Here is a 21,084-nt window from a genome sequence, read left to right on the forward strand (position 1 = left end):
GGGCTTAAATAAAATGACCCCGGAAGAATTCCGGGGCCATTTAATAGCCGTATAGGCGCTTTTTTTAAACTGTCCGTAAACGGGGTTACAGTTCACATTCAGCCATCCTCTTTTTTTATTTCGTTATTTTTTGTAGTTTATGAATCATTTTTAGAGACTTACCAGTACCAATAGCTACACATGCAAGTGGGTCTTCAGCAATATGTACTGGTACGTTTAATTCACCAGAAAGCCAATCTTTCATTCCTTTTAATAATGCGCCACCACCTGTAAGTGTGATACCTTGGTCCACAATGTCCCCACTTAATTCAGGAGGGCAGCTCTCCAACGTCACTTGAATGGCTTCTAAAATTTGTTCTAATGATTCCTTTAGTGCTGTTTGAATTTCTGTTGATGTAACCGTGATTGTTTTTGGCAAGCCTGTTACCAAATCACGACCACGAATATCCATCGTTTCTTCTGCATGATCAACTAAAGCATGTCCAATTTCGATTTTAATGTTTTCGGCAGTACGTTCACCGATTAAAACATTGTACTCTCTTCTTACATGTTGAATAATGGCTTGGTCCATTTTATCTCCACCAACACGTGCAGAACGGGCAGAAACAATTCCTCCAAAGGAAATAATGGCAACTTCACTAGTACCACCACCAATATCAACGACCATGTTCGAAACAGGCTCGTCCACTGGCAGGCCAGCACCGATAGCAGCTGCAATTGGTTCTTCAATTAAATGAACATACTTCGCCCCATACTCCTTAATTGCATTATGAATAGCACGACGTTCAACAGAAGTTGCTCCTGTTGGTACACAAATAACAACAGAAGGTTTACGCAAAGAACTACCAATAATTTTGCTCACCTTTTTTAACATTGCTTTTAACATTTGTGCTGTTACATCGTAATCCGCAATAACACCGTCTTTTAAAGGACGGACAGGAATGATATTTTGTGGAGTTTTACCAATCATTTGCTTTGCTTCTTCTCCAACTGCAAGTACGTTTTTTGTATTTGTATCGATCGCAACCACAGAGGGCTCGTTATAAACAATACCTTTGTTTTTTGTATAAATAAGTAAATTAGCTGTTCCAAGATCAATGCCGATTTCCGCTGATGAGAACATTTTACTTCCTCCATTATCTGTTATTCCAATTAAATTCTTGCACCATAAAATTATAATTAAAATTATCTTATTTTGTCATTCTGCAAGTTTTCTTTAGATAGTTTACCACTATTTGCGAATTTATAAAAATTAAATATAAATAACAAAAAAATAACAGGGAGAAGTCTCCCTGTAACAATAATGGCTATTTTTGCATTTCCTCCAATAAATTAGCAAGAACATAGGCCTTATAGCTCTCAAGCTTTTTGTGATTATAGTATCTTATTCCTAATTTTTTTAATTCATTTACATACCAGCCTTTACTTCCTACGTGCATGTAATCATCATCCTTCCTTTTTTGATTCCCTACAAATAAGTGAAGAAAGATTGCTCCAAAAAATACCCATATTTTTTTATGCGTCTAGCTAGTATAATGTTACTAATAGGACTATAGTGAAGCTTATGAACTGACTTCCGTTATCATGACGTAAGTCTTCTTTCTTTTTTTCTAAAATTATTAAATTCCTAAGTAAAGGAGGGTGGAAAATGAGTAACTTCCTAACCTATGAGGAAATTCAACAGAAGTGTGAGCGATTAAATGAGCAATACCAAATAGATGAAGCAAAGTTTTATTCTGTTGTAGAAAAATGGGCAGAAAAAGATACTTCAACAGAAAACAAACTTATCCAAAGCTTTCAGGAGCTCCTTCAAGTAGTTAGCGATGAAATATCCGGAATGGAAAACACAATGCAAATGAAGCCTACCTGTCAGTTAGGTTGTGCATTTTGTTGTTACTTCCCCATCATTGTGACCGGAATGGAAGCAAAGCTAATGAAAAAAGCAATTGAACAAATGCCGAGGGAACGAAGAGAACAAATTTCTGCCCACCTAGATAATTACTTTAAAAAATATGAAACAGAGCTACCATCGATGACAGCTCTTGATTATGAAGAAGATCCTGACTTCAAAAAGAAATATATCGCTAGAGGCGTTCCTTGCCCCATGTTAAATACCGAAACAAATCAATGTATGGCATATGAGATTAGACCAATTCCTTGTCGTACGTATGTCAATTACACGAATCCAAAAGTATGTGAAGACAATCATATGCCAAAAGAGACAATTAGTTTTGAATTTTTATATAATGAATATATGGGAGCATTGAACGAATTTGTTCAATTTTTGTACGAGGAAGAAGATACTGCCTTTATCGAGTATCCTAATGACGTTTTTTCTTATGATTATCTACCAAATTGGTTAAAGTCTTAGGTCAAAAAGTAGTCCAACAAAAAGGAGTGGGCGCAATGGATTTAGGGTATATATTAGCAGAAGAAAAAATTAAACAAGCAATTAAAGATGGGGAATTGGACAATCTACCTGGCAAAGGTAAACCACTAAAAATAGAAGACCTTTCGATGATTCCACCAGAATTACGATCAGGCTATATTATGATGAAAAGTGCTGGCATGCTTCCGGAAGAAATGCAATTAAAAAAAGAATTGCTCACCCTTGAAGATTTGATCAAACAATGTACGGATCAAGACGAAAAGGAAGAATATAAACGCAAACTATCGGAAAAGAAAATTCGATTTAACATGTTAATGGAAAAAAGAAACATGTCCTCCTCGAGATCATTTGGTAGCTATCGAGGAAAAATTAATAGAAGGATAGGATTATAACTAGGTGAATTTTCACCTAGTTTTTTTATACTTTAAGAAAATTTAACTTTGTTAAAGGATTAAAGTATAAGAAAAACTAAGGCTTTTGCCATAAGGACTTGGCGACAAGCCAAGTTTTTCTAATATGCCAAAATGCCATGCGATTTTTCTTCATGTATGTGTCCCTGTAGCTAACTTTATCGGTTATAGAGCAGTAATTGAAGGTTGAATGAATGATATTGAAGGTTGAAAAAATTTATTATCGTTTCAAGCGAATATATTGAAGGTTCAAGTACTATTATTATCAATTTAAGCTTAGTATTGTCACTAAATTGATGTGACCAAAGTGGTAGGTACCCAAATAAGAGTTTCAATACGGAACATAGGAAACTCTACAAGAATATCAGAGCTGTAAGTATTAATCATTTTACAAAGAAGCTTATCCTCTTTTATAATAAGAGTGAGTAATCACTCATTTTGTGAAAAAGGGGGAATCCAAAATGTCTTCTGTCATTGCTATTCAGAACTTGGAGCATGCATTTGGGAAAGAAAGGGTGCTAAAGCAAATTGACCTTGAAATAAAAGAGGGGGAAATCTTTGGGTTACTAGGTCCTTCTGGTGCAGGAAAAACAACTTTAGTTAAAATGATTGTTGGCATTATGGAGCCTGATAGCGGGGTTGTATATGTAAAAGGAGAAAAGGTACCATCATTTAATTTGATGAAATCAGTAGGTTATATGGCGCAATCTGATGCGCTTTATCAAGAGTTATCTGCTAAAGAAAACCTAGATTTTCTAGCATCCATTTACGGATTAAACAAAAAAGAGAGAGCAGCAGCTATACAGGAAGTGTTGCGTGTAGTGGACCTGATAGAGCACAAAAATAAAATCGTTAGTAATTTTTCGGGTGGGATGAAAAGACGGCTTTCTTTAGCAGCATCCCTCATGCATAAGCCTACATTATTAATCTTAGATGAACCAACAGTAGGAATTGATCCCATTTTAAGACAATCTATTTGGGAAAATCTTCGCAAATTAAAAGAAGAAGGCATGACCATTCTTGTTACCACGCATGTAATGGATGAGGCTGAAAAATGTGATCGTCTAGCAATGCTAAGAGATGGATATATGATCGCATGCGATACGCCTACTAATTTAAAAAGGGAAAAAGGCGTGGAAACATTGGAAGATGCGTTTCTTTCTTTTGGGAGGTCAAAACAATGAATGTTAGTGCGGTAATGATGAGAATCATAAGACAGTTTGTACGGGATAAACGTTCATTAGCTTTGTTAATTATGGCCCCTGTACTAGTGTTAACGCTTATTTGGTTAGTATTAGATGGTAATGAATACCATCCAACTATAGCGGTTGAGAGCATTCCCGCCCCACTAGAAGATAGATTGCATGATGAATTTAACAAGGAAATATTGACGAAAACAGAAGCAGAAGCGAAAGAAATGTTTGAGCAAGGGAAGTTGGATGCCTATGTATCGATAAAAGATAACAACCCATTCATTTTACTAGAAGGTAGTGATCCTACCGCGAATGGAGCTGTAATGCAACATATTCAATCTGCTTTTCAAGTGACTCAGTCTAACTCAACTGATAGGAACCTTACTGTAGAGTACTTTTATGGATCAGAAAATATAAACCTCTTCGATCAAGTAGGTTCTGTTTTAATAGGTTTCTTTGTTTTCTTTTTTGTCTTTATTTTAGGGGGAATATCATTTTTGAGGGAACGTACTCAAGGAACGTTGGAAAAGCTCCTATCCACACCAATAAAAAGGTGGCAGCTAGTGACAGGATATATTTTTGGTTTTGGGATATTTACGATTATACAATCCTTAATCATCGTTTTTTATTCGGTATATGTTCTAGACATTTGGATGGCCGGGAGTGTTTGGGAGCTACTTATCGTGACAGTACTACTCGCACTAACGGCTCTAACCCTAGCGATATTGCTATCTGCATTTGCTAAAAATGAGTTTCAAATTATGCAATTCATTCCCCTTGTCATTATCCCGCAAGTGTTCTTTTCGGGGATTTTTAACCTAGATACATTGGCAGAATGGATTCAAGCTTTAAGTAAAATAATGCCTCTAACGTATGGTGCCGAAGCAATGCAAGAAATTATGATAAAAGGAAAAGGCATTTTAGAAATATGGGATAATCTAGTCGTTCTTTGTATGTTTGCTTTTGTATTTTTTGTCCTCAATTTACTTGCATTAAAAAAACATCGTAGGTTATAAATACTTGTAGAAGAATAAGAGGTGAAATGAATGGAAGAGGAAGATCTTATTGACGAACTGATGGGAGCTGCTGAGAAGGATTTAACGCCCAAACAAGCAAAGATTCTTCAGGCTGCTGTGGAAATTTTTGCTGAAAAGGGATATGCATCTACTTCTACAAGTGAAATTGCAAAGAGGGCTGGTGTAGCGGAGGGGACTATTTTTCGCCATTATAAAACGAAAAAAGAATTACTTATCTCTATCGTGTCACCAATCATGCTGAAGTTTGCAGTACCATTTTTTGCGGATAAGTTTCTAAACGATGTGTTCAAAGAAGAAAACACGGAAAATCTAGATCAATTAATAAAGAAACTGATTTACAATCGCTATTACTTTGTGAAAAAGAATATTCCTTTAGTAAAAATTCTTTTGCAGGAAATGGCATTTCATGCAGAGCTACAAGATAAATTTAAGCAAATGTTTGTTGAAAAAGTACTTCCAAGGTTCAAGGAAGTAGTAGAAAAATTTAAAGTGGCAGAGCAAATAAAAGATTATCCAACAGAAACTATAATTCGTTTAACGATGACAACGATTATTGGATTTTTAGTAACTCGTTTTCTTATTATCCCAGATTATAATTGGGACGATGAGCAGGAAATAGAGTATACGATTGAGTTTATACGAAATGGGCTGAAAAACACGTAAGAAGAACAAAACCGCAAAGACACTCAGTCTTTGCGGTTTCTAACTTTATAATGTCATATTAGCTAAAGTAGGTATTTTCGTATATTTTTCATCTTCGACTGGATGGTCTTTCGATGTTGTTAACCAAACACCATACATGCCTAGCTGAAGTGCTGGTGCTACTTCGTTCATGAAGTTATCCCCAATGGATAGTACTTGTTCAGGTTTAACGTTATATCTTTTCACGATATCTTCAAAATGGGGTTTTGTATTTTTAGGCTTTAATGCGCTCGGAATAATGTCATTAAATACTTCATCAAGCCCCAAAAATTTAAGTAGTCGTGCTACGTCAACTTTTTCACTATTTGTCATTAAGACTAACTTTTTTGTTTTTCCAAGCTCCGTTAGGAATTCTCTTAATCCTGGAGTTGGCTCAAGCATGCCATCAAGTTCAGCCATTTGTTCCTTGGTACGATGGTAAGCCCATTCTGTATCAACATTCGTTAAGCCAAAGTGACGTGCAATAGAATAAGGTGGCCACCAGCCGTCCCCAATCGGTACCCAACGTTTATAATCAAATCCAGACACTGGTAACGTTTTTGGAGCGTCTTCTATCGTTACGACCTCGTTATTCCAATTATGGGCTTCTTTTAATTCTGAAGTGAATGGATCCCAAGTCCAAATAACATCCTCTTGAATATCATAAACCTTTCCAATAGCAAGCGCGTGTTCACCTGCTAAAGATTTTTCATATAGCTCATTAAAAGCTTGATGGTGTTCCTCAGGAAGACGTTGCTTTAAATTATTAACCATTAAACCGAAATGCTGGTCTCCTTCATATAAGGTCCCATCTAAGTCAAAAACAATAACATCTGTTTTTTCAATAAAAGACTTGAACATATGCAAATTCCTTTCTTCATTCTTTTACAAATTAAAGGTAAAATAATAGAGTAAACCTATTTTATCATATCAGAAAGTATATCGTGGTTGCGAGATGTAATTCGGCAACGAAGTTTACATATCGTAACCTCTTTAACGAAAACAAGAGAGATAGCAACGAGAGGGAGAATAAAATGCGCACAGTTTGGACAATTGGTTATAGTATCCTTTATTTACTTTATAGTATACCGACATTACAAAAGGTGAAAAAAGTTGTTAGCAAAAATGAACTTCCACCAAATGAACTAGATAAAGTTATATTTGCTTTACCAAGAAGATGGGCACAAAAAACAATAAAGCGATCTGGATCAACTGTTAATGTGGTAGGGAACGAGAAGTTTCCAGATGGCCCGGTTTTAATTGTTGCTAATCACCAAGGGAATTTTGATATTATGGCCCTTTTAGGATATTTGGAAAAGCCTTTTGGTTTTATCGCAAAAATAGAAACGAAAAAGGTGCCATTTGCTCGTACATGGATTACATGTATGCACGGGATTTTTATTGACCGGGAAGACAGAAGACAATCTGTTAAAGCTTTTAAAGATGGCATTGAAACATTAAAATCAGGACACTCGTTATTAATTTTCCCTGAAGGAACGAGAAGTAAAGGGAGCCAAACCCTTCCGTTCAAATCGGGAAGTTTACGTTTAGCTACGAAAGCTGGAGTTCCCATTGTTCCAGTTGCTATTGATGGGACTCATAAAATAATGGAAGCGAATGATGGGAAAGTCAAACCAGCAAAGGTGACCGTTACAGTGTGTGATCCTATCATGCCCGAGCAATATGAGGAGTTATCTCTAGATCAACTAGCAGAGTATACACAATCACAAATTATAGAGGTTCTACAGCAAAATCACTCCGATTAATAATTAAAAGGATGAGTGTTATGTGTGGTCGATTTACATTATTAGCGGAAGAATTAGAAATATTAGAGGCCTTTGGGATAGCTCATCGAATAGAAGATTACGAGCCGCGTTATAATATCGCACCTGGTCAAAATATTCTAGCTATCGTCCATGACGGGGAACAGAATAGAGCAGGCTACTTGAAGTGGGGACTTGTACCTTCGTGGGCAAAGGATGAATCTATAGGCTATAAAATGATTAATGCCCGTACGGAAACGGCAGCTGAAAAGCCTAGCTTCAAACGGTTAATGGAGCGGCGCCGATGTTTAGTTGTGGCAGATAGCTTTTATGAGTGGAAAAAAGTAGATAAACAAAAGCAACCCCTTAGAATAAGCCTGAAAAATCGGCAGTTATTTGCTTTTGCAGGATTATGGGATCGTTGGAAAAAAGGAGATAAGGAAATTGTCTCCTGTACCATATTGACGAAGGAACCAAACGATTTCATGTCTGGCATTCATAATCGCATGCCTGTCATTTTGCCGAAGGATCAAGAAATGGAATGGATTAAAAATGAAGACTATCATCCAGAAGAAAGAAAGGAATTTCTTTTAAGTCTTCCGGATGATCCGTTTACTGCTTATGAAGTAAGTACTTATGTTAATAATGCCAAAAATGAAGGCGCTAGCTGTGTTGCCCCACTAACAATGGAATAAGAACAACCTAAACTGGCCAAAGCTTTTGGTCAGTTTTTTGCGTTTGGTTGATAAATACTTTATATTGGTCGATATATTTTTGATTTGGTTGATAAAATTCCAATATGGTCGATATATTTTTTATTTGGTCGATAAATGATTAAACTTGGTGACAACTATAAAAAGAGTCAACCATTTTTCTAACATTTTGTAGTGGAAACATTTTGTAGCGACGTCTAGTAAGATGTGAGCTATCGGGAAGGGGGGAGAGCGTCATTCACGATGAAGTTTTAATCCAAAAAGTAAAAGAAGGCAACCAGCAAGCACTAAGGATATTAATCGAGAAGTATAAGCAGCATATTTTCAAAATTGTTTATAGTGTAGCCAAGGATGTCCAAGAAGCGGAAGACTTGAGCCAAGAGGCCTTTATCAAAATGGTTGATGCTCTCCCTTCATACGAGTCCCAAGGATTTAAAACATGGTTAAGCAGAATAGCTTTTAACACTGCGATTGACTCTTACCGGAAGAAACGAAGGCGAAAGGAAGAACTCAGAACCTTTGATGAACCAATTTTACATATTGAAAATGAAGCTAGTGCAGAAAATACCATGCTGAAAAATGATCAGGTAGAAAAAATACAACAAGCGATTCATAGCATGCCTAAAAACTATCGAGAAGTTGTATATGGCTATTATATTCATCATAAATCATATGCCGAATTAGCAATAGAACTAGATTTAGCAGAAAAGACAGTCGAAATGAGGCTATACCGTGCTAGAAAATGGATGCGTGAAAACTGGAAGGAGGAGGATTTTTAATGGGATATCATTTCAAAGAGAGTGACTTCGAAAAATATGTAAATGATTCGCTTCGATTAGATGAAAAAGAAGCTATAGAAGACCATCTAACCGAATGTGATGAATGTTTTGCGCAATATATGGCCGTAATGGAAGATTGGTCAATACCTTATACCACAACCGAATCTTTTACAGACGATGTAATAGCACAAATAGAGATGATGCAACCGAGTATGTCCCGAAAGACCAAATCTATTTCTCCAAAAGAGCAACGACGAAAAACGGTGTACCATTATTTTCTCGCAGCTGGTTTAACGATTATATTAATGTTTTCAGGAGTGTTTCAATTTATGTTTAATTTATCAGAACAAATTGAATTGGATAAAGAGCCTATATCAGAACAGTTGTTAAATGGGGCGTCAGGAATACTATTAACGGATACAGATAGAGAGGGGGAGGACAATGAATAAATCACGTGCATTAGCTTTCTTGTTAGCGTTCATTCCAGGGTTTGGTCATATTTATTTAAACAGGAAAATTAGAGGTGTTTTATATGCATTTGGATTTGTAGGTGCACTAGGGTTGGCTTTTGTTGTATTCGTTTTAGCATCTTACGAGAGGGATATTATTATCCTACTTGCGCTTGCTGCTTTAGGCATATGGATACTAAATATGTTCGATATGATTATGACTTTATTAATGAATTCTAGTTCTCATACGTCTACGATTGCAAATAGTAGTGGTCCTCAAGATGGGGAAGCTAATCAACCAGCTCCGATAGATGCTAATGAGCGGTTTTTAACAATTATTCTTTCCTTTATTCCGGGGGTAGGTCATTTCCATCTTGGCTTGAATTATAGAGGGCTTACTTTTCTAGCAGGCTTTCTAGGACTTGGGACGATGATTTTATTTGTTACCATTTTAACGCACCAAGCTGGTTTCCTCATTTTCGTTTTAGCACTGCCAGTCATATGGGTGTATAACTTATTTGATACAATCCAGCTCCTTAACCGAAAGCAGGAGGGCGAAATTTTAAAAGATCGTTCCATCATGGAAGATTTCGAAAAATATAGAGAGTCGGGTAAGAAGAGTAAAGGGATTACAACGCTTCTCGCAATGTTCCCTGGAGCAGGTCATATGTATTTAGGGCTACAGCAGCGTGGGTTACAGCTAATGATTGGTTTTGTTCTCTCCATTTATGTACTAGATATATTAAGACTTTCTCTATTCCTATTTTTGATTCCTGTTATTTGGTTCTTTAGCTTTTTTGATGCACTGCAGCAGCAGGCGAGGTATGAGACAGGGGAAGCGAAAGATACGCCAGTATTTCGTTATTTCATTAATCATCAAAGGTGGCTAGGCGTCGGTTTAATTTTATTAGGAATGTTTTTTATCATCGACTCTATCTTGATTCCAGCATTTGCTGATGATATTTACGAAGCCTTTAATATTTATATCACCTACTATTACCAAAGATACTTGCAAATGGGAATTGTGTGTTTGCTATTAATTGGTGGAGGAATTCGACTACTCCTAGGCTCTAAAGTGAAGCATGAAGAACAAGGAGGCGAGGAATTATGAGGCAATGGCGGATTGGAACATTTTCAATGGGACTCTTACTCGTTTTATTAGGAGTCTCTCTCCTCTTATCTAATGTAATAGAAATAGACGTATTAAACATTGCACTTTCCTGGTGGCCCCTATTATTAATTGTTGTCGGATTAGAAATCATTCTATTTTTATTTGTGTCAAAAGAAAAATTACCGTTTTTAAAGTTTGATTTTTTGTCCATGATATTTATTGGGGTCCTTGGTTTTATTGGAATTGGATTTTTCACTCTGCATTCGGTGGGGATTGTGGCCGAAGTGAAAGAAGCAATTAGTGAAGAGACGAGAACAGGCGCCTTACCACAAGGGAGTCATTCCATTACCGATGAAATAGATCAAATTATTATAAAAACGAATACTACTCCAGTAGAGGTAGAACGGAATACAAGCAAAGAGCTTGTTGTTTTCGGTACTTATGAAACAACAATTAGTAATGAAGGTAATTTTGAATTAGAAAGCATTGTAGATTTTATCGAAGCAGGTAATATTTTATATGTTCAGATTTTTGATGGGAAACAAGAAGGTGGATTGCATTATGAACGAACTACTTACTATCCTACTATATCTATCCCCCAAGACGTAAAAGTAGAAATCGTAAACCGATAAATAGGAAAGACTGTCTATACATTTTAGGAGGATACCAAGAAAATGAAGTCAAAAAATACATATATACTCCTTCTCTTTTGCATCATTCTCTCGTCTGTTTTTGTATTAACAAAAAAAGAGACTGGAAAATTTGATATTGGTGCTGAATCAGCCATTTTAGTAGACGCTACGACTGGGAAAATATTGTTTGCAAAAAATGCAGAAAAGAAATTACCTCCGGCCAGTATGACAAAAATGATGACGGAGTACCTTGTGCTAGAGGCAATTGAAAATGGTCAAATTAGTTGGGAAACAACTACTCAAATAAGTGAGTACGCATACACTATTTCTTCTAATCCGAATTTTGCTGGTGTTCAACTAAATAAAGAAAAGCTCTACACGGTACGGGAACTATATGAAGCGATGGCCATCCATTCGGACAATGGGACAACCATTACATTGGCAGAATTAATTGCAGGAACAGAAGGCGAATTCGTCAAAAAAATGAATGCCAAAGCGAAGGAAATCGGATTAACAGAGTATAAATTTGTAAACGCTACAGGCTTGTCCAATCGTGACCTTGGCGAGAATTATCCAGATGGAACAGCACCTGATGCAGATAATATTCTTTCAGCTAGATCAGCTGCTCTCTTAGCGAAGAAATTGATTCAGGACTTCCCGCAAGCATTGGAAATCGCAAGTATTGGGCAAGATGAGTTAGATAGTGTGCAAGTTTCTAATTCGAACTTAATGCTAGAAGAACAGTCAAGTGAGTACGATTATTTAAAATACGAGGGTGTAGATGGGCTCAAAACTGGTTGGACGGCAGAAGCGGGTTACTGTTTTACCGGAACTGCTATGCAAAACGGTCATAGGTTAATATCCGTTGTCATGAAAACAAGTAGTAAAGATTCCAGATTTACAGAGACTCGAAAACTATTTGACTATGGGTTTAGGAAACTGTAATAAATGGGATTTAATAAGATGTGGTTTTTAGGAACGCAATGAATTTTACCGAAATAAATATAGTCTTATGTAACGGTCTTCTTCAGCTATCCCTTTCAGTTGAAGAAGACTTTTCTGTTCTATAATATAGTCTATCTTTGATAGTGGAAATCCCTTACAGGTGAATTATTTGTAGATGAGATTCCGTACATGTTGATAAAATTCCGCTACAATAGGGGACAGTGAATTAGGATCCTTCACAGCAACTCCTATGACTCTTTCTACTTTTGGATTTAGTGGACAAATGGAAACGTTAGGTATTGTGTCCGGTATAGATAACTCTGGGAGAATAGTTAAGCCAATCCCTTCCTTTACCATTGTTAATATTGTAGAAATGTCTTGTATTTTATATTTTATATTAGGATGAAAACCATGTTCATCAAATACTTCCGTAATCAATTGGTCACAATCCATGTTAGGCATAATAAAACAACTATCAATTATTTCCGAAATTGTTACCATTTGTTGGTCACTAGAAGGATGTGTTTTTGGTAAACACACAAACAGTTGATCATCTAAAATTTTTGAAAAGTAAAGATTTGCTGGTAGGTGGTGATAGATTCCGATATCTATTTCAGAATGGTTTAACCATGTCACAATCGACTCACTATTTCCTTCAAATAAAAGCAATTCAATATTAGGGTACTTCTTTTTAAATACTCCAATAAGCTTAGGTAAAACCTTAGCTGCAATACTCGGAACAGTCCCAATTCGTATTTGACCTTTATCAAGTCCTTGGTACATATTCACTTCATCCGAAATACATTTCCAAATACGGTTTATTTCCCTATAGTGAGTAACAACCTTCTCCCCAATTCTAGTAAGTGTTACCCCTTTTCGATTCCGATTTAGCAATTTAACTCCTAGTTCTGTTTCAAGTCCATTAATCATTTGTGAAACAGCAGACTGGGTATACCCGAGTTGTTCGCTTGCTCTCGTGATATTTCCGTACTCAATTACTTTTAATAAAACTTGTACTTGATGGATTGTCATTTGTTAATCTCCTTAACATTAGCTTTTTCTAATGATAAATATAAATTATATTAATTTTACTAAATATACAATAGCAAATTATATTAGAGGTAGAACATAAGTGGGAGGTATTAGCTCAATTGAAGCATTGGAAAGAAGTGTGCGAGGAATTTGTTAAAGAGACCTCATTTCAGTATGGCGATCTTGAAAAGGAATGGTATTTAAAAGTAGATTCATCGAAAAAGGCCCCAACCTATTTTCGATATAAGGATGAAGAAATAATAAAAAGAATTCCATTAAGTAAACCTGAATTCCCAAAAGAATCAAATTCTATTTGGAATGTTTTAAATAATCGTAGATCAAAAAGGAAATTTATTGACAATCCTTTAACACTCCATCAACTAAATTTATTGTTATGGGGAACACAAGGGATTACTGCTGATATGGGTGATTATCAGCTTCGGACAACACCATCAGCAGGCGCACTTTATCCAATTGAAACGTATCTGTTTATTCAGAATGTAGAAGGTCTTAAACAAGGGCTATATCATTTAAATGTTAAAGATTGGGAGCTTGAATATTTAAAAGATGAAGCAGTAGCAGAAAAGGCCTATTTTATTACTGATTTTCAAACTACTGCTAGAAATGCGTCTGTTTTATTTGTTTGGACTGCTGTTTTGGATCGAGTTTTGTTCAAATATAATCAACGTACATATCGCTATATATACCAAGATGTTGGTCACGTTTCTCAAAATCTGCAGCTAGTAGGAAATTCACTAAATCTTGGTGTATGCCCTATTGGACATTGGTATGATAAAGAGTTACATGATTATCTGGAGATTGACGGAAGAAATCATTTGTCTGTTCTGTTAGCTGGAGTTGGAAATGTAAGAGGGGAAGATTGGCTAGAGGATAGAAGACCATAAAATATAAAGCATTGAATACCAGCTATATAAAAGCAAAAAAAGGTACAAATCGATGAGTGATTTGTACCTTTCTTTCCTATTTGATTTTCCCCCTTTTATCCATTCATAGAAGGGGATGTCTCTCTATTTTATAAACCAGCTGAAGTGTCAGTAGCTTTTTGTTGCTGACGTTCTTTTTTGGCGATTTCGGCAAACTTCTTCGTTTCCGCAACGACTATACCTGATAGTGCTACGAGACCGATTAAGTTCGGCACAGCCATTAATCCATTCATAACGTCAGAGAAGCCAAATACAACATCTAGGGATACGACTGCTCCAACAAGTATAAATAGAACAAAGACTATACGGTAAACCTTAATCGCGTTGTCACCCGCAAGGTACCCAACTGAACGTTCTCCATAGTAAGACCAACCTAAAATAGTAGAGAAAGTAAAGAATATGATACCGATTGTTACAATGTAGTTACCTGCTGAACCTAGGAAGTGAGAGAAGGAATCACTTGTTAACGTTCCGCTATCAGCGTCGACACCATATAAACCAGCCATGACGATTGTAATACCCGTGATAGAACAGATAACGATTGTATCGATGAAAACCTGTGTCATGGAAACTAACGCCTGACGAGCAGGATAGTCCGTTTTTGCAGCAGCTGCCGCAATTGGTGCCGAACCTAGACCAGCTTCGTTTGAGAATACACCACGTGCAACCCCGTAACGAATTACTGTACCTAAAATACCCCCACCTACTGCTTCACCAGTAAAGGCATCTGTGAAAATTAAGCTAAGTGCACTGCCTACCATATCAAAATTCATCACAATAATGATTAAGCCACCAAGTACATAGAAAGCAGCCATGATTGGGACGAAAAACGCAGTAACTTTACCAATACTCTTAATACCACCAATGATAACAATACCTGCTAAAACGGCAAATGCTAGACCTGTTGCCCAAGTTGGAACAGAGAATGTATCAGCTAAGGCTGATGCAGCAGCATTAGCTTGAACCATGTTCCCTATCCCAAAAGCAGCGATAGCGGCAAAGATAGCAAATAAAACCGCAAGCCATTTTACCTTCATACCACGCTCAATGTAGTACATCGGCCCACCGGCCATCTCACCTTTTGAGTTTTTCGTTCTAAACTTTACAGCTAGCAATGCTTCAGCATATTTTGTAGCCATCCCTACTAATGCTGTTATCCACATCCAAAAAACAGCACCCGGTCCCCCTAAAACGACAGCGGAGGCAACCCCAACAATGTTACCAGTACCAACAGTAGCTGCTAACGCAGTTGTTAAAGCTTGATAATGGGTTATATCCCCTTCCGACTTTTTGTCTTGCTTACGACCAAAAGCCAATTTTAATGCGTATGGGAGTGATCGAAACTGTAGAAATACGAGACGAATAGTTAGATAAAGACCTGTACCGACAAGTAAAATTAAAAGAGGTGGACCCCATACCCAACCACCAATTTCACCTAGAAAAGCTGCACCTTTTTCATTAAACGTTTTTAAACCTTCTAAAAATGAGTCCAAAAGAAATTCCCCCCTATGAAAAAATAGTATATTACCTTTTTCTTTATTAAATATTCCGAAAATTCCGTTAAAATGTCAAGACTTTTCCAATAATTTATATTTTTAAAATAGATTTGATATAGTTATTGGTAATATAAAAATATAATGAAATGGGTGAAATTATGAATAATAGGAAAGTAAAAGTCCTTTTTGTCTGTTTAGGAAACATTTGTCGATCTCCTATGGCAGAGGCAGTGTTTCGTGATCTTATACAAAAAGAAGGTCTTGAAAATAAATTTGAAGTCGATTCAGCTGGAATAGGAGATTGGCATATAGGACAGGCCCCTCACCAAGGTACGCAAGAAGTGTTAAAGGGAAAATCAATAATGTTTGAAGGAATGAAAGCAAGGCAAGTGAAGGAGTCTGATTGGGACGAGTTTGCATATATTGTGGCTATGGATGCGCAAAATAGGAAAGACCTTATGGCGATACGCAAGCCTCATGAAAATATAGAAATAAAACTACTAATGGATTATGTTCCAAACTCAAAAGAAAAAAACGTACCGGATCCATATTTTACAGGTAATTTTGACTACACTTACGAATTAATTAAAGAAGGTTGCACGCATTTATTACAGGCAATCAAGAAAAAGTGGAAGCTGTAAGGAGGAATTGCATTGAAAAAGTATAGTTGGAAAAGACGTGTAATTATTGGTGCATCAATTGGCGCCCTATGTGCTTTGTTAAATAAAGAAACGAGAAATGGTGCAAAACAATGGGCAGAGACAGTAATGTCAGAAATGCGTGAATATCGCCAGCATCCATCAAAGGCGGTACACGATTTGCGTTTAACTGTTCAAAAATTAGACTATTATGCGGACTCCCTTGTAGAGCAGCTCAATAAGGCTGATGAGTTAGTGCAAAATAGGCAACATGATAAATATATTGATTAATCTCTTGTCATTATACAAAGATTGGTCATCTTTATTAGGGGCGTAGTATAAAGAATCAAGACTTGCCGGTGAAATATCAATAGTTCAATGTTGATTATCAAGGGTTTTGGCAAAGTTATTGAACGTAACATAAAAAATAGGTGAAGTTTAGCAAAACATATCAAGGGAAAGCATATATTAGAAATAGACAAGCTTAAACGAAATTAATATAAGGTGGAAGCTGTTTTGAATGTGTTAAAAGTATTTTTCTCGCGAATGTTTGTGCGTTTTTTTGAAGATGATGTAGCAGGGAGAGCGGCACAGCTTGCTTACTTTTTTCTGTTATCGCTTTTTCCTTTTATCATTTTCCTCTTAACGTTAGTTGGTTTTATTCCAGTGACGGTTGAAAATGTACTGTCTCTTGTTAGAAGTTTCGCTCCTGGTGAGACGATGAGTCTAATTGAAGAAAATGTCTACCAGTTGATGGATAACAAAAACGGGCAATTATTATCCATCGGTTTAATTGGAACCCTTTTTGCTGCGTCCAATGGTATCAATGCTTTAATACGTGTAGTAAATAGATCATATGAAATAAAGGAATCTAGGTCGTTTATTATAGCGCGATTGATAGCGATCATTTTAACGATAGCAATGTTTTTAGTTATTATAGTTGCCTTACTACTCCCAGTTTTTGGCAAGGTCATTGGACTATATGTATTTTCTTTCTTTGGTTTTTCAGAAGAATTTCTTCGAGTATGGGGAATGATGAGATGGTTCATTTCCTTCCTTGTGATGATGATTATCTTTGTCTTTTTATTCAAGCTTGCTCCTGAAAAAAAGGTGAGTCTTCGTGAAGCTTTACCAGGAGCTATTTTTGCTACAGTTGGTTGGCAAGCAGTTTCCATTCTTTTTGCCTTTTACGTTGAAAATTTCGGCCATTTTACCGCAACCTATGGGGGATTAGGTGCTGTCATTGTTTTAATGATTTGGCTATATCTATCTGCCATGATCATTATTACAGGTGGAGAAATTAATGCGATTCTTTATCGAATGAAAAAAGATAAGGTTTTTTAAAAAAGCTCTGCAAAAAAGTAAAACGAATCCCTTCTGCTTAGGCAGGGGGATTCGTTGTTTTTTTACCAAAAGGCTTTATTTCAGTAATCGCAATCCGTTTAATATAACGAGTATCGTACTACCTTCGTGACCTATGACACCTAAAGGTAGGTTGAGTGCTTGAAAGAAGTTAGATAAAAGCAACAATGCGATGATAGAAATAGAAAAGATGATGTTTTGCTTAATAATGCGGTTCATCTTTTTTGATAACGAAATGGCCTCAGCTATTTTGGATAAATCATTTTTCATTAAAACGACATCAGCCGTTTCTAATGCTACATCCGTACCCTCTCCCATGGCAATGCCAACATTTGCAGAGGCTAGAGCCGGTGCGTCATTGATTCCATCCCCAGTCATCGCAACCTGTTTGTATTGATGCTTCAGTTCTTTTAATTTTTGAACTTTCTCCTCTGGAAGACAATTGGCGTAGTATTCATCGATACCACATTCTTCTGCAATGGCCTTGGCAGTTTTATCATTATCTCCTGTAATCATTACGGTTTTAATCCCTTGTTTTTGAAGTGTGTTTATTGCTTTCTGTGTAATGGATCTGACAGTGTCTTTAAGTGCTAAAAGTGCTACAACCTCATCATTTTTTGAAACAAAAACTAAAGTTTTACCTTGTTCTCCTAATCGGGCAAAAATACCACCTTGAAATTGTAGTCCTTCTTCTCCGATATAATCCATTTTCCCTATTTTCCAACGTTCATTTGATACAGTGGCACTTATTCCATTTCCGGCTTCGTTTATTAAATCTGTCACTTCTACATCAAGTGGAAGTTCCTCATTTCTTAAGTGGTTGACGATTGCCTTAGCTAAAGGGTGTGTTGATTCTTTTTCCATCGAACCAATCACGTTTAGGACATCATTCTTCTTCAAGCCCTCTTTTATATGAACATCTGTTACGACAGGAGTTCCGTTTGTTAATGTTCCTGTTTTATCTAAGGCAATGGCCTTGATAGACGATAGGTTTTCTAAATGTACGCCACCTTTAAATAGAATCCCACTTTTTGCACCGTTTGAAATAGCGGATAACGTTGCAGGCATAATAGACGCAACGAGAGCACAAGGGGAGGCAACGACAAGAAAAATCATAGCCCGATAAAATGTGTCCTGCCAGCTCCATCCTAATAAATAATGAGGTAAAAACATCATTAGGCTGGCGCTAGCTAATACTATTTTTACATAAGCTCCTTCAAATTTTTCGATGAAAAGCTGAGAAGGAGAGCGTTCACTTTTGGCAGTCTGAACAAGATGGATGATTTTTTGAAATAGGCTTTCACTTGCTTCTTTCGTTAATTGTACGACAAGTGTACCGTTTAAATTTACTGTTCCGGCAAAAACCTCATTCCCTTTTTGCTTTTCCACTGGCATAGATTCACCTGTTATGGCTGCTTCATCAATAGATGTAATCCCTCGTAGTATTTCTCCGTCAACAGGAATACGTTCTCCGGCCTTTACAAGAATGTGGTCACCTCTTTGTAAAGCAGATACCGGAACGAGTTCCTCCTGTCCGTTTCGTAATCTCAAGGCATTTTCCGGCTGAAGGTCCATTAGGGCAGAAATTTCTTTTTCGCTTTTACTCATCGTATACGTTTCCAGTGCACCACTTAAAGAAAAAATAAAAATGAGTATAGCGCCCTCCATCCAATATCCAATGGAAGCGGACCCAATAGCGGCAATAATCATAAGCAATTCTACGTTTAAGTCTTTATTGGCAATCGTTTCTTCCATGCCTTCCTTTGCTTTGGCAAATCCACCGATGACAAATGCAGATAAATAAAGAGCTATAGACCAATTTTCAGTAAGGTATGATTCGGTTAACCAAGCAGTTGCAATTAGTATTCCAGATGTAATAGCAGCTACTAGTTCAAGATGTTGATGCATTTTTTTCATCCAGTTTGGAAATTTACGATCCCTTTTTTCTCGATTTTCTCTAACTGAATAAGAGAGTTCTGTTCCCATTTTCTCAATCCTCCCCTCTAATTGAAAATGATTATCGTCCGAAATAATTATTTATAACCTTTATAAATGAACTATTGAAAATGATTATCATTATTACTTGTTTATAATTATTATAATTTAATTACTATTATAATAACATAAAGAGAAGATGAGTCAACGAATAAACTTTGACTATTTTTAACATTGTATGTAGGGGCTGTGGAAACGGAAAGGCTATAAAAAAGAAAACAGTAAACTCAATAAAAGTTTACTGTTTCCTAACAGCTATCTTCTCTTCGCTTTTAAAGAAGATAGCCACAAATATAATGACTAGAGCTGACGTAATAACATGAAAGAAAGATAGGGTAGGGAAGTAATCGATAAAAACTCCACCAAGGAGTGGTCCAAAAATACTTCCTAAGCTAAAAGCGATTCCGCAAAAGATATTTCCTGCTGGGAGTAAATTTTTTGGTAACAAATCAGTCATATAGGATATCCCTAGTGAAAATAGGGAACCTACAAAAATCCCAGCTATCGTAAAGGTAATAAACAACCATATAACAGAATCCTCAAATAATGAGGCAGTAAAGAAGGTTAGGATACCACCTCCTAATACGTAAAGTAATACCTTTCTCCTCCCAACTTTATCGCTTAACATTCCGAGTGGAAGCTGTGAAAGTAGACTACCGGCAGCAAAGCAAGGAATAATCAAGGATAACACATTCACCTCATGGCCAATTCTCATGCCGTAAACTGGGAAATTCCCATGGAGTGATGCCTCTAAAAACCCATATCCAAATGGAGGTAAAAAAGCAACCCAAGCAATTTTCGCGGACTGAATAAATCTTCCTATAGAACCACTTGAACTCGTATCCACATTATTTTCATCTGATTCTGGGAACTCATTTCGCACGAAAAACATGAGCGACCATACAAGCATACTAAGTACCGAGCTAATGATAAACGGGAGTGCAATACTAATTTCTATTAACCTCGTCATTAATGGTCCAAGTGTAAAACCTAATCCAAATGACATGCCATAAAAAGCAATATCTCTACCTCTTTTATCTGCTTGGCTAGTCGATGTAATCCAAGTTTGGGTTCCGAAGTGAAGAATATGGTCCCCTATGCCGATCATCAGTCTTAGAATAAACCAAAACCAAAGAGCTTCCCACAGTGTAAAAAAGAATAACGAAATAAAGACGAGTGAACCACCAATAAGAATCATTGGCTTAAAGCCTAGTTTTTGAAGCGGTTTTTCCATAAAAGGTGAGGCAATTAATACCCCAATATATAGGCCAGTAGCATGTAATCCATTAACCGAGGAAGATACGCCATTTTGTTCTAATATAACAGCTATTAGTGGCAATAACATTCCTTGGGAAAAACCTGATATTGCTACGAGTGAAACTAAAATTCGAAATCGTGCTCTCGATGAAACCATAACATCCTCCTGAAAAATAATATTACATATGTCGTAATGTTCTGTTTGATAAAAGTTATATGTAAGTTGTGCATAGCTTTTCTTGATTAAAAATCCCTAAT

The 21,084-nt window shown here is 36.5% G+C and carries 23 protein-coding genes; 16 read left to right on the forward strand and 7 right to left on the reverse strand.

Going from position 1 to position 21,084, the window contains the following annotated elements; translation table 11 throughout:
* Positions 1-115: 115 nt before the first annotated feature.
* Both mreBH and HNQ94_RS19010 read right to left on the reverse strand, forming a co-directional pair.
* Positions 116-1,123: a rod-share determining protein MreBH gene (mreBH, locus tag HNQ94_RS19005; RefSeq protein WP_174497918.1), complete on the reverse strand. Its 1,008-nt coding sequence runs from the start codon at positions 1,121-1,123 to the stop codon at positions 116-118.
* 184 nt (positions 1,124-1,307) lie between these two features.
* Positions 1,308-1,439, reverse strand: coding sequence for a YflJ family protein (locus tag HNQ94_RS19010; RefSeq protein WP_174497919.1), 132 nt, complete (start codon positions 1,437-1,439; stop codon positions 1,308-1,310).
* Positions 1,440-1,648: 209 nt separating this feature from the next.
* Between HNQ94_RS19010 and HNQ94_RS19015 the strand changes: the two genes are divergently transcribed.
* From HNQ94_RS19015 to HNQ94_RS19035, 5 genes are all read left to right on the forward strand, one after another.
* Complete coding sequence (locus HNQ94_RS19015; protein WP_174497920.1) at positions 1,649-2,371, forward strand: YkgJ family cysteine cluster protein; 723 nt, start codon at positions 1,649-1,651, stop codon at positions 2,369-2,371.
* Positions 2,372-2,406: 35 nt separating this feature from the next.
* Positions 2,407-2,781, forward strand: coding sequence for a DnaJ family domain-containing protein (locus HNQ94_RS19020; protein WP_174497921.1), 375 nt, complete (start codon positions 2,407-2,409; stop codon positions 2,779-2,781).
* 479 nt (positions 2,782-3,260) lie between these two features.
* Entirely contained in the window at positions 3,261-3,983 is a 723-nt protein-coding gene (locus HNQ94_RS19025) for an ABC transporter ATP-binding protein (RefSeq protein WP_174497922.1), read from the forward strand.
* Positions 3,980-5,008, forward strand: coding sequence for an ABC transporter permease (locus HNQ94_RS19030; protein WP_174497923.1), 1,029 nt, complete (start codon positions 3,980-3,982; stop codon positions 5,006-5,008). Before HNQ94_RS19025 ends, HNQ94_RS19030 begins: the two co-directional genes overlap by 4 nt.
* Before the next feature lie 30 nt (positions 5,009-5,038).
* On the forward strand, positions 5,039-5,692 hold the full coding sequence (locus tag HNQ94_RS19035) for a TetR/AcrR family transcriptional regulator (protein ID WP_174497924.1): 654 nt from the start codon (positions 5,039-5,041) through the stop codon (positions 5,690-5,692).
* 45 nt (positions 5,693-5,737) lie between these two features.
* Here the strand turns inward: HNQ94_RS19035 and HNQ94_RS19040 are convergent, their stop codons facing one another.
* Positions 5,738-6,571: an HAD family hydrolase gene (locus tag HNQ94_RS19040; protein ID WP_174497925.1), complete on the reverse strand. Its 834-nt coding sequence runs from the start codon at positions 6,569-6,571 to the stop codon at positions 5,738-5,740.
* A 173-nt stretch (positions 6,572-6,744) separates the two neighbouring features.
* On the opposite strand from HNQ94_RS19040, the gene HNQ94_RS19045 reads away from it, so the two are divergent.
* The 7 genes from HNQ94_RS19045 to HNQ94_RS19075 all read left to right on the forward strand — a co-directional run bounded on the left by HNQ94_RS19045 (position 6,745) and on the right by HNQ94_RS19075 (position 12,102).
* A complete protein-coding gene (locus tag HNQ94_RS19045) occupies positions 6,745-7,476 on the forward strand; it encodes a lysophospholipid acyltransferase family protein (RefSeq protein ID WP_174497926.1) in 732 nt (243 codons plus the stop codon).
* A 20-nt stretch (positions 7,477-7,496) separates the two neighbouring features.
* Positions 7,497-8,168: an SOS response-associated peptidase gene (locus tag HNQ94_RS19050; protein ID WP_174497927.1), complete on the forward strand. Its 672-nt coding sequence runs from the start codon at positions 7,497-7,499 to the stop codon at positions 8,166-8,168.
* Between the two features lie 272 nt (positions 8,169-8,440).
* Positions 8,441-8,965, forward strand: a complete 525-nt coding sequence (locus tag HNQ94_RS19055; protein ID WP_282960585.1) for an RNA polymerase sigma factor — start codon at positions 8,441-8,443, stop codon at positions 8,963-8,965.
* Positions 8,965-9,414, forward strand: coding sequence for a hypothetical protein (locus HNQ94_RS19060; protein WP_174497928.1), 450 nt, complete (start codon positions 8,965-8,967; stop codon positions 9,412-9,414). The genes HNQ94_RS19055 and HNQ94_RS19060 overlap by 1 nt, the downstream gene beginning before the upstream one ends.
* Positions 9,407-10,525, forward strand: a complete 1,119-nt coding sequence (locus tag HNQ94_RS19065) for a hypothetical protein (protein ID WP_174497929.1) — start codon at positions 9,407-9,409, stop codon at positions 10,523-10,525. The genes HNQ94_RS19060 and HNQ94_RS19065 overlap by 8 nt, the downstream gene beginning before the upstream one ends.
* On the forward strand, positions 10,522-11,157 hold the full coding sequence (locus HNQ94_RS19070; protein ID WP_174497930.1) for a LiaF transmembrane domain-containing protein: 636 nt from the start codon (positions 10,522-10,524) through the stop codon (positions 11,155-11,157). Before HNQ94_RS19065 ends, HNQ94_RS19070 begins: the two co-directional genes overlap by 4 nt.
* A gap of 42 nt (positions 11,158-11,199) precedes the next feature.
* Positions 11,200-12,102: a D-alanyl-D-alanine carboxypeptidase family protein gene (locus HNQ94_RS19075; RefSeq protein WP_174497931.1), complete on the forward strand. Its 903-nt coding sequence runs from the start codon at positions 11,200-11,202 to the stop codon at positions 12,100-12,102.
* Positions 12,103-12,267: 165 nt separating this feature from the next.
* On the opposite strand, the gene HNQ94_RS19080 is transcribed toward HNQ94_RS19075, so the two are convergent.
* Positions 12,268-13,134 (reverse strand): LysR family transcriptional regulator, encoded by an 867-nt coding sequence (locus tag HNQ94_RS19080; RefSeq protein WP_174497932.1) that lies wholly within the window; start codon positions 13,132-13,134, stop codon positions 12,268-12,270.
* Between the two features lie 119 nt (positions 13,135-13,253).
* On the opposite strand from HNQ94_RS19080, the gene HNQ94_RS19085 reads away from it, so the two are divergent.
* The gene (locus HNQ94_RS19085; RefSeq protein WP_174497933.1) at positions 13,254-14,039 is read left to right on the forward strand and encodes a SagB/ThcOx family dehydrogenase; all 786 of its coding nucleotides are present in this window, start codon (positions 13,254-13,256) and stop codon (positions 14,037-14,039) included.
* A gap of 128 nt (positions 14,040-14,167) precedes the next feature.
* On the opposite strand, the gene HNQ94_RS19090 is transcribed toward HNQ94_RS19085, so the two are convergent.
* Positions 14,168-15,571 (reverse strand): alanine/glycine:cation symporter family protein, encoded by a 1,404-nt coding sequence (locus tag HNQ94_RS19090; RefSeq protein ID WP_174497934.1) that lies wholly within the window; start codon positions 15,569-15,571, stop codon positions 14,168-14,170.
* 161 nt (positions 15,572-15,732) lie between these two features.
* Between HNQ94_RS19090 and HNQ94_RS19095 the strand changes: the two genes are divergently transcribed.
* From HNQ94_RS19095 to HNQ94_RS19105, 3 genes are all read left to right on the forward strand, one after another.
* Positions 15,733-16,215 carry a low molecular weight protein-tyrosine-phosphatase gene (locus HNQ94_RS19095; RefSeq protein ID WP_174497935.1) on the forward strand — a complete coding sequence of 161 codons (483 nt, stop codon included), beginning with the start codon at positions 15,733-15,735 and terminating at the stop codon, positions 16,213-16,215.
* A gap of 12 nt (positions 16,216-16,227) precedes the next feature.
* Complete coding sequence (locus HNQ94_RS19100; RefSeq protein ID WP_174497936.1) at positions 16,228-16,503, forward strand: YtxH domain-containing protein; 276 nt, start codon at positions 16,228-16,230, stop codon at positions 16,501-16,503.
* A gap of 231 nt (positions 16,504-16,734) precedes the next feature.
* Positions 16,735-17,556, forward strand: coding sequence for a YihY/virulence factor BrkB family protein (locus tag HNQ94_RS19105; RefSeq protein WP_311771639.1), 822 nt, complete (start codon positions 16,735-16,737; stop codon positions 17,554-17,556).
* Between the two features lie 75 nt (positions 17,557-17,631).
* Here the strand turns inward: HNQ94_RS19105 and HNQ94_RS19110 are convergent, their stop codons facing one another.
* A complete protein-coding gene (locus HNQ94_RS19110) occupies positions 17,632-19,560 on the reverse strand; it encodes a heavy metal translocating P-type ATPase (RefSeq protein ID WP_174497937.1) in 1,929 nt (642 codons plus the stop codon).
* A 247-nt stretch (positions 19,561-19,807) separates the two neighbouring features.
* Complete coding sequence (locus tag HNQ94_RS19115) at positions 19,808-20,983, reverse strand: MFS transporter (protein ID WP_221452630.1); 1,176 nt, start codon at positions 20,981-20,983, stop codon at positions 19,808-19,810.
* Between the last annotated feature and the right edge of the window lie 101 nt (positions 20,984-21,084).

The sequence above is a fragment of the Salirhabdus euzebyi genome, from assembly GCF_014207435.1.
In the GTDB taxonomy this organism is placed as follows: domain Bacteria; phylum Bacillota; class Bacilli; order Bacillales; family Alkalibacillaceae; genus Salirhabdus; species Salirhabdus euzebyi.

Bases quoted from the DNA above. Each gene is read 5' to 3' on its own strand.
- mreBH (WP_174497918.1), bottom strand. From the start codon at position 1,123: ATGTTCTCATCAGCGGAAATCGGCATTGATCTTGGAACAGCTAATTTA.
- HNQ94_RS19010 (WP_174497919.1), bottom strand. From the start codon at position 1,439: ATGCACGTAGGAAGTAAAGGCTGGTATGTAAATGAATTAAAAAAATTA.
- HNQ94_RS19015 (WP_174497920.1), top strand. From the start codon at position 1,649: ATGAGTAACTTCCTAACCTATGAGGAAATTCAACAGAAGTGTGAGCGA.
- HNQ94_RS19020 (WP_174497921.1), top strand. From the start codon at position 2,407: ATGGATTTAGGGTATATATTAGCAGAAGAAAAAATTAAACAAGCAATT.
- HNQ94_RS19025 (WP_174497922.1), top strand. From the start codon at position 3,261: ATGTCTTCTGTCATTGCTATTCAGAACTTGGAGCATGCATTTGGGAAA.
- HNQ94_RS19030 (WP_174497923.1), top strand. From the start codon at position 3,980: ATGAATGTTAGTGCGGTAATGATGAGAATCATAAGACAGTTTGTACGG.
- HNQ94_RS19035 (WP_174497924.1), top strand. From the start codon at position 5,039: ATGGAAGAGGAAGATCTTATTGACGAACTGATGGGAGCTGCTGAGAAG.
- HNQ94_RS19040 (WP_174497925.1), bottom strand. From the start codon at position 6,571: ATGTTCAAGTCTTTTATTGAAAAAACAGATGTTATTGTTTTTGACTTA.
- HNQ94_RS19045 (WP_174497926.1), top strand. From the start codon at position 6,745: ATGCGCACAGTTTGGACAATTGGTTATAGTATCCTTTATTTACTTTAT.
- HNQ94_RS19050 (WP_174497927.1), top strand. From the start codon at position 7,497: ATGTGTGGTCGATTTACATTATTAGCGGAAGAATTAGAAATATTAGAG.
- HNQ94_RS19060 (WP_174497928.1), top strand. From the start codon at position 8,965: ATGGGATATCATTTCAAAGAGAGTGACTTCGAAAAATATGTAAATGAT.
- HNQ94_RS19065 (WP_174497929.1), top strand. From the start codon at position 9,407: ATGAATAAATCACGTGCATTAGCTTTCTTGTTAGCGTTCATTCCAGGG.
- HNQ94_RS19070 (WP_174497930.1), top strand. From the start codon at position 10,522: ATGAGGCAATGGCGGATTGGAACATTTTCAATGGGACTCTTACTCGTT.
- HNQ94_RS19075 (WP_174497931.1), top strand. From the start codon at position 11,200: ATGAAGTCAAAAAATACATATATACTCCTTCTCTTTTGCATCATTCTC.
- HNQ94_RS19080 (WP_174497932.1), bottom strand. From the start codon at position 13,134: ATGACAATCCATCAAGTACAAGTTTTATTAAAAGTAATTGAGTACGGA.
- HNQ94_RS19095 (WP_174497935.1), top strand. From the start codon at position 15,733: ATGAATAATAGGAAAGTAAAAGTCCTTTTTGTCTGTTTAGGAAACATT.
- HNQ94_RS19110 (WP_174497937.1), bottom strand. From the start codon at position 19,560: ATGGGAACAGAACTCTCTTATTCAGTTAGAGAAAATCGAGAAAAAAGG.
- HNQ94_RS19115 (WP_221452630.1), bottom strand. From the start codon at position 20,983: ATGGTTTCATCGAGAGCACGATTTCGAATTTTAGTTTCACTCGTAGCA.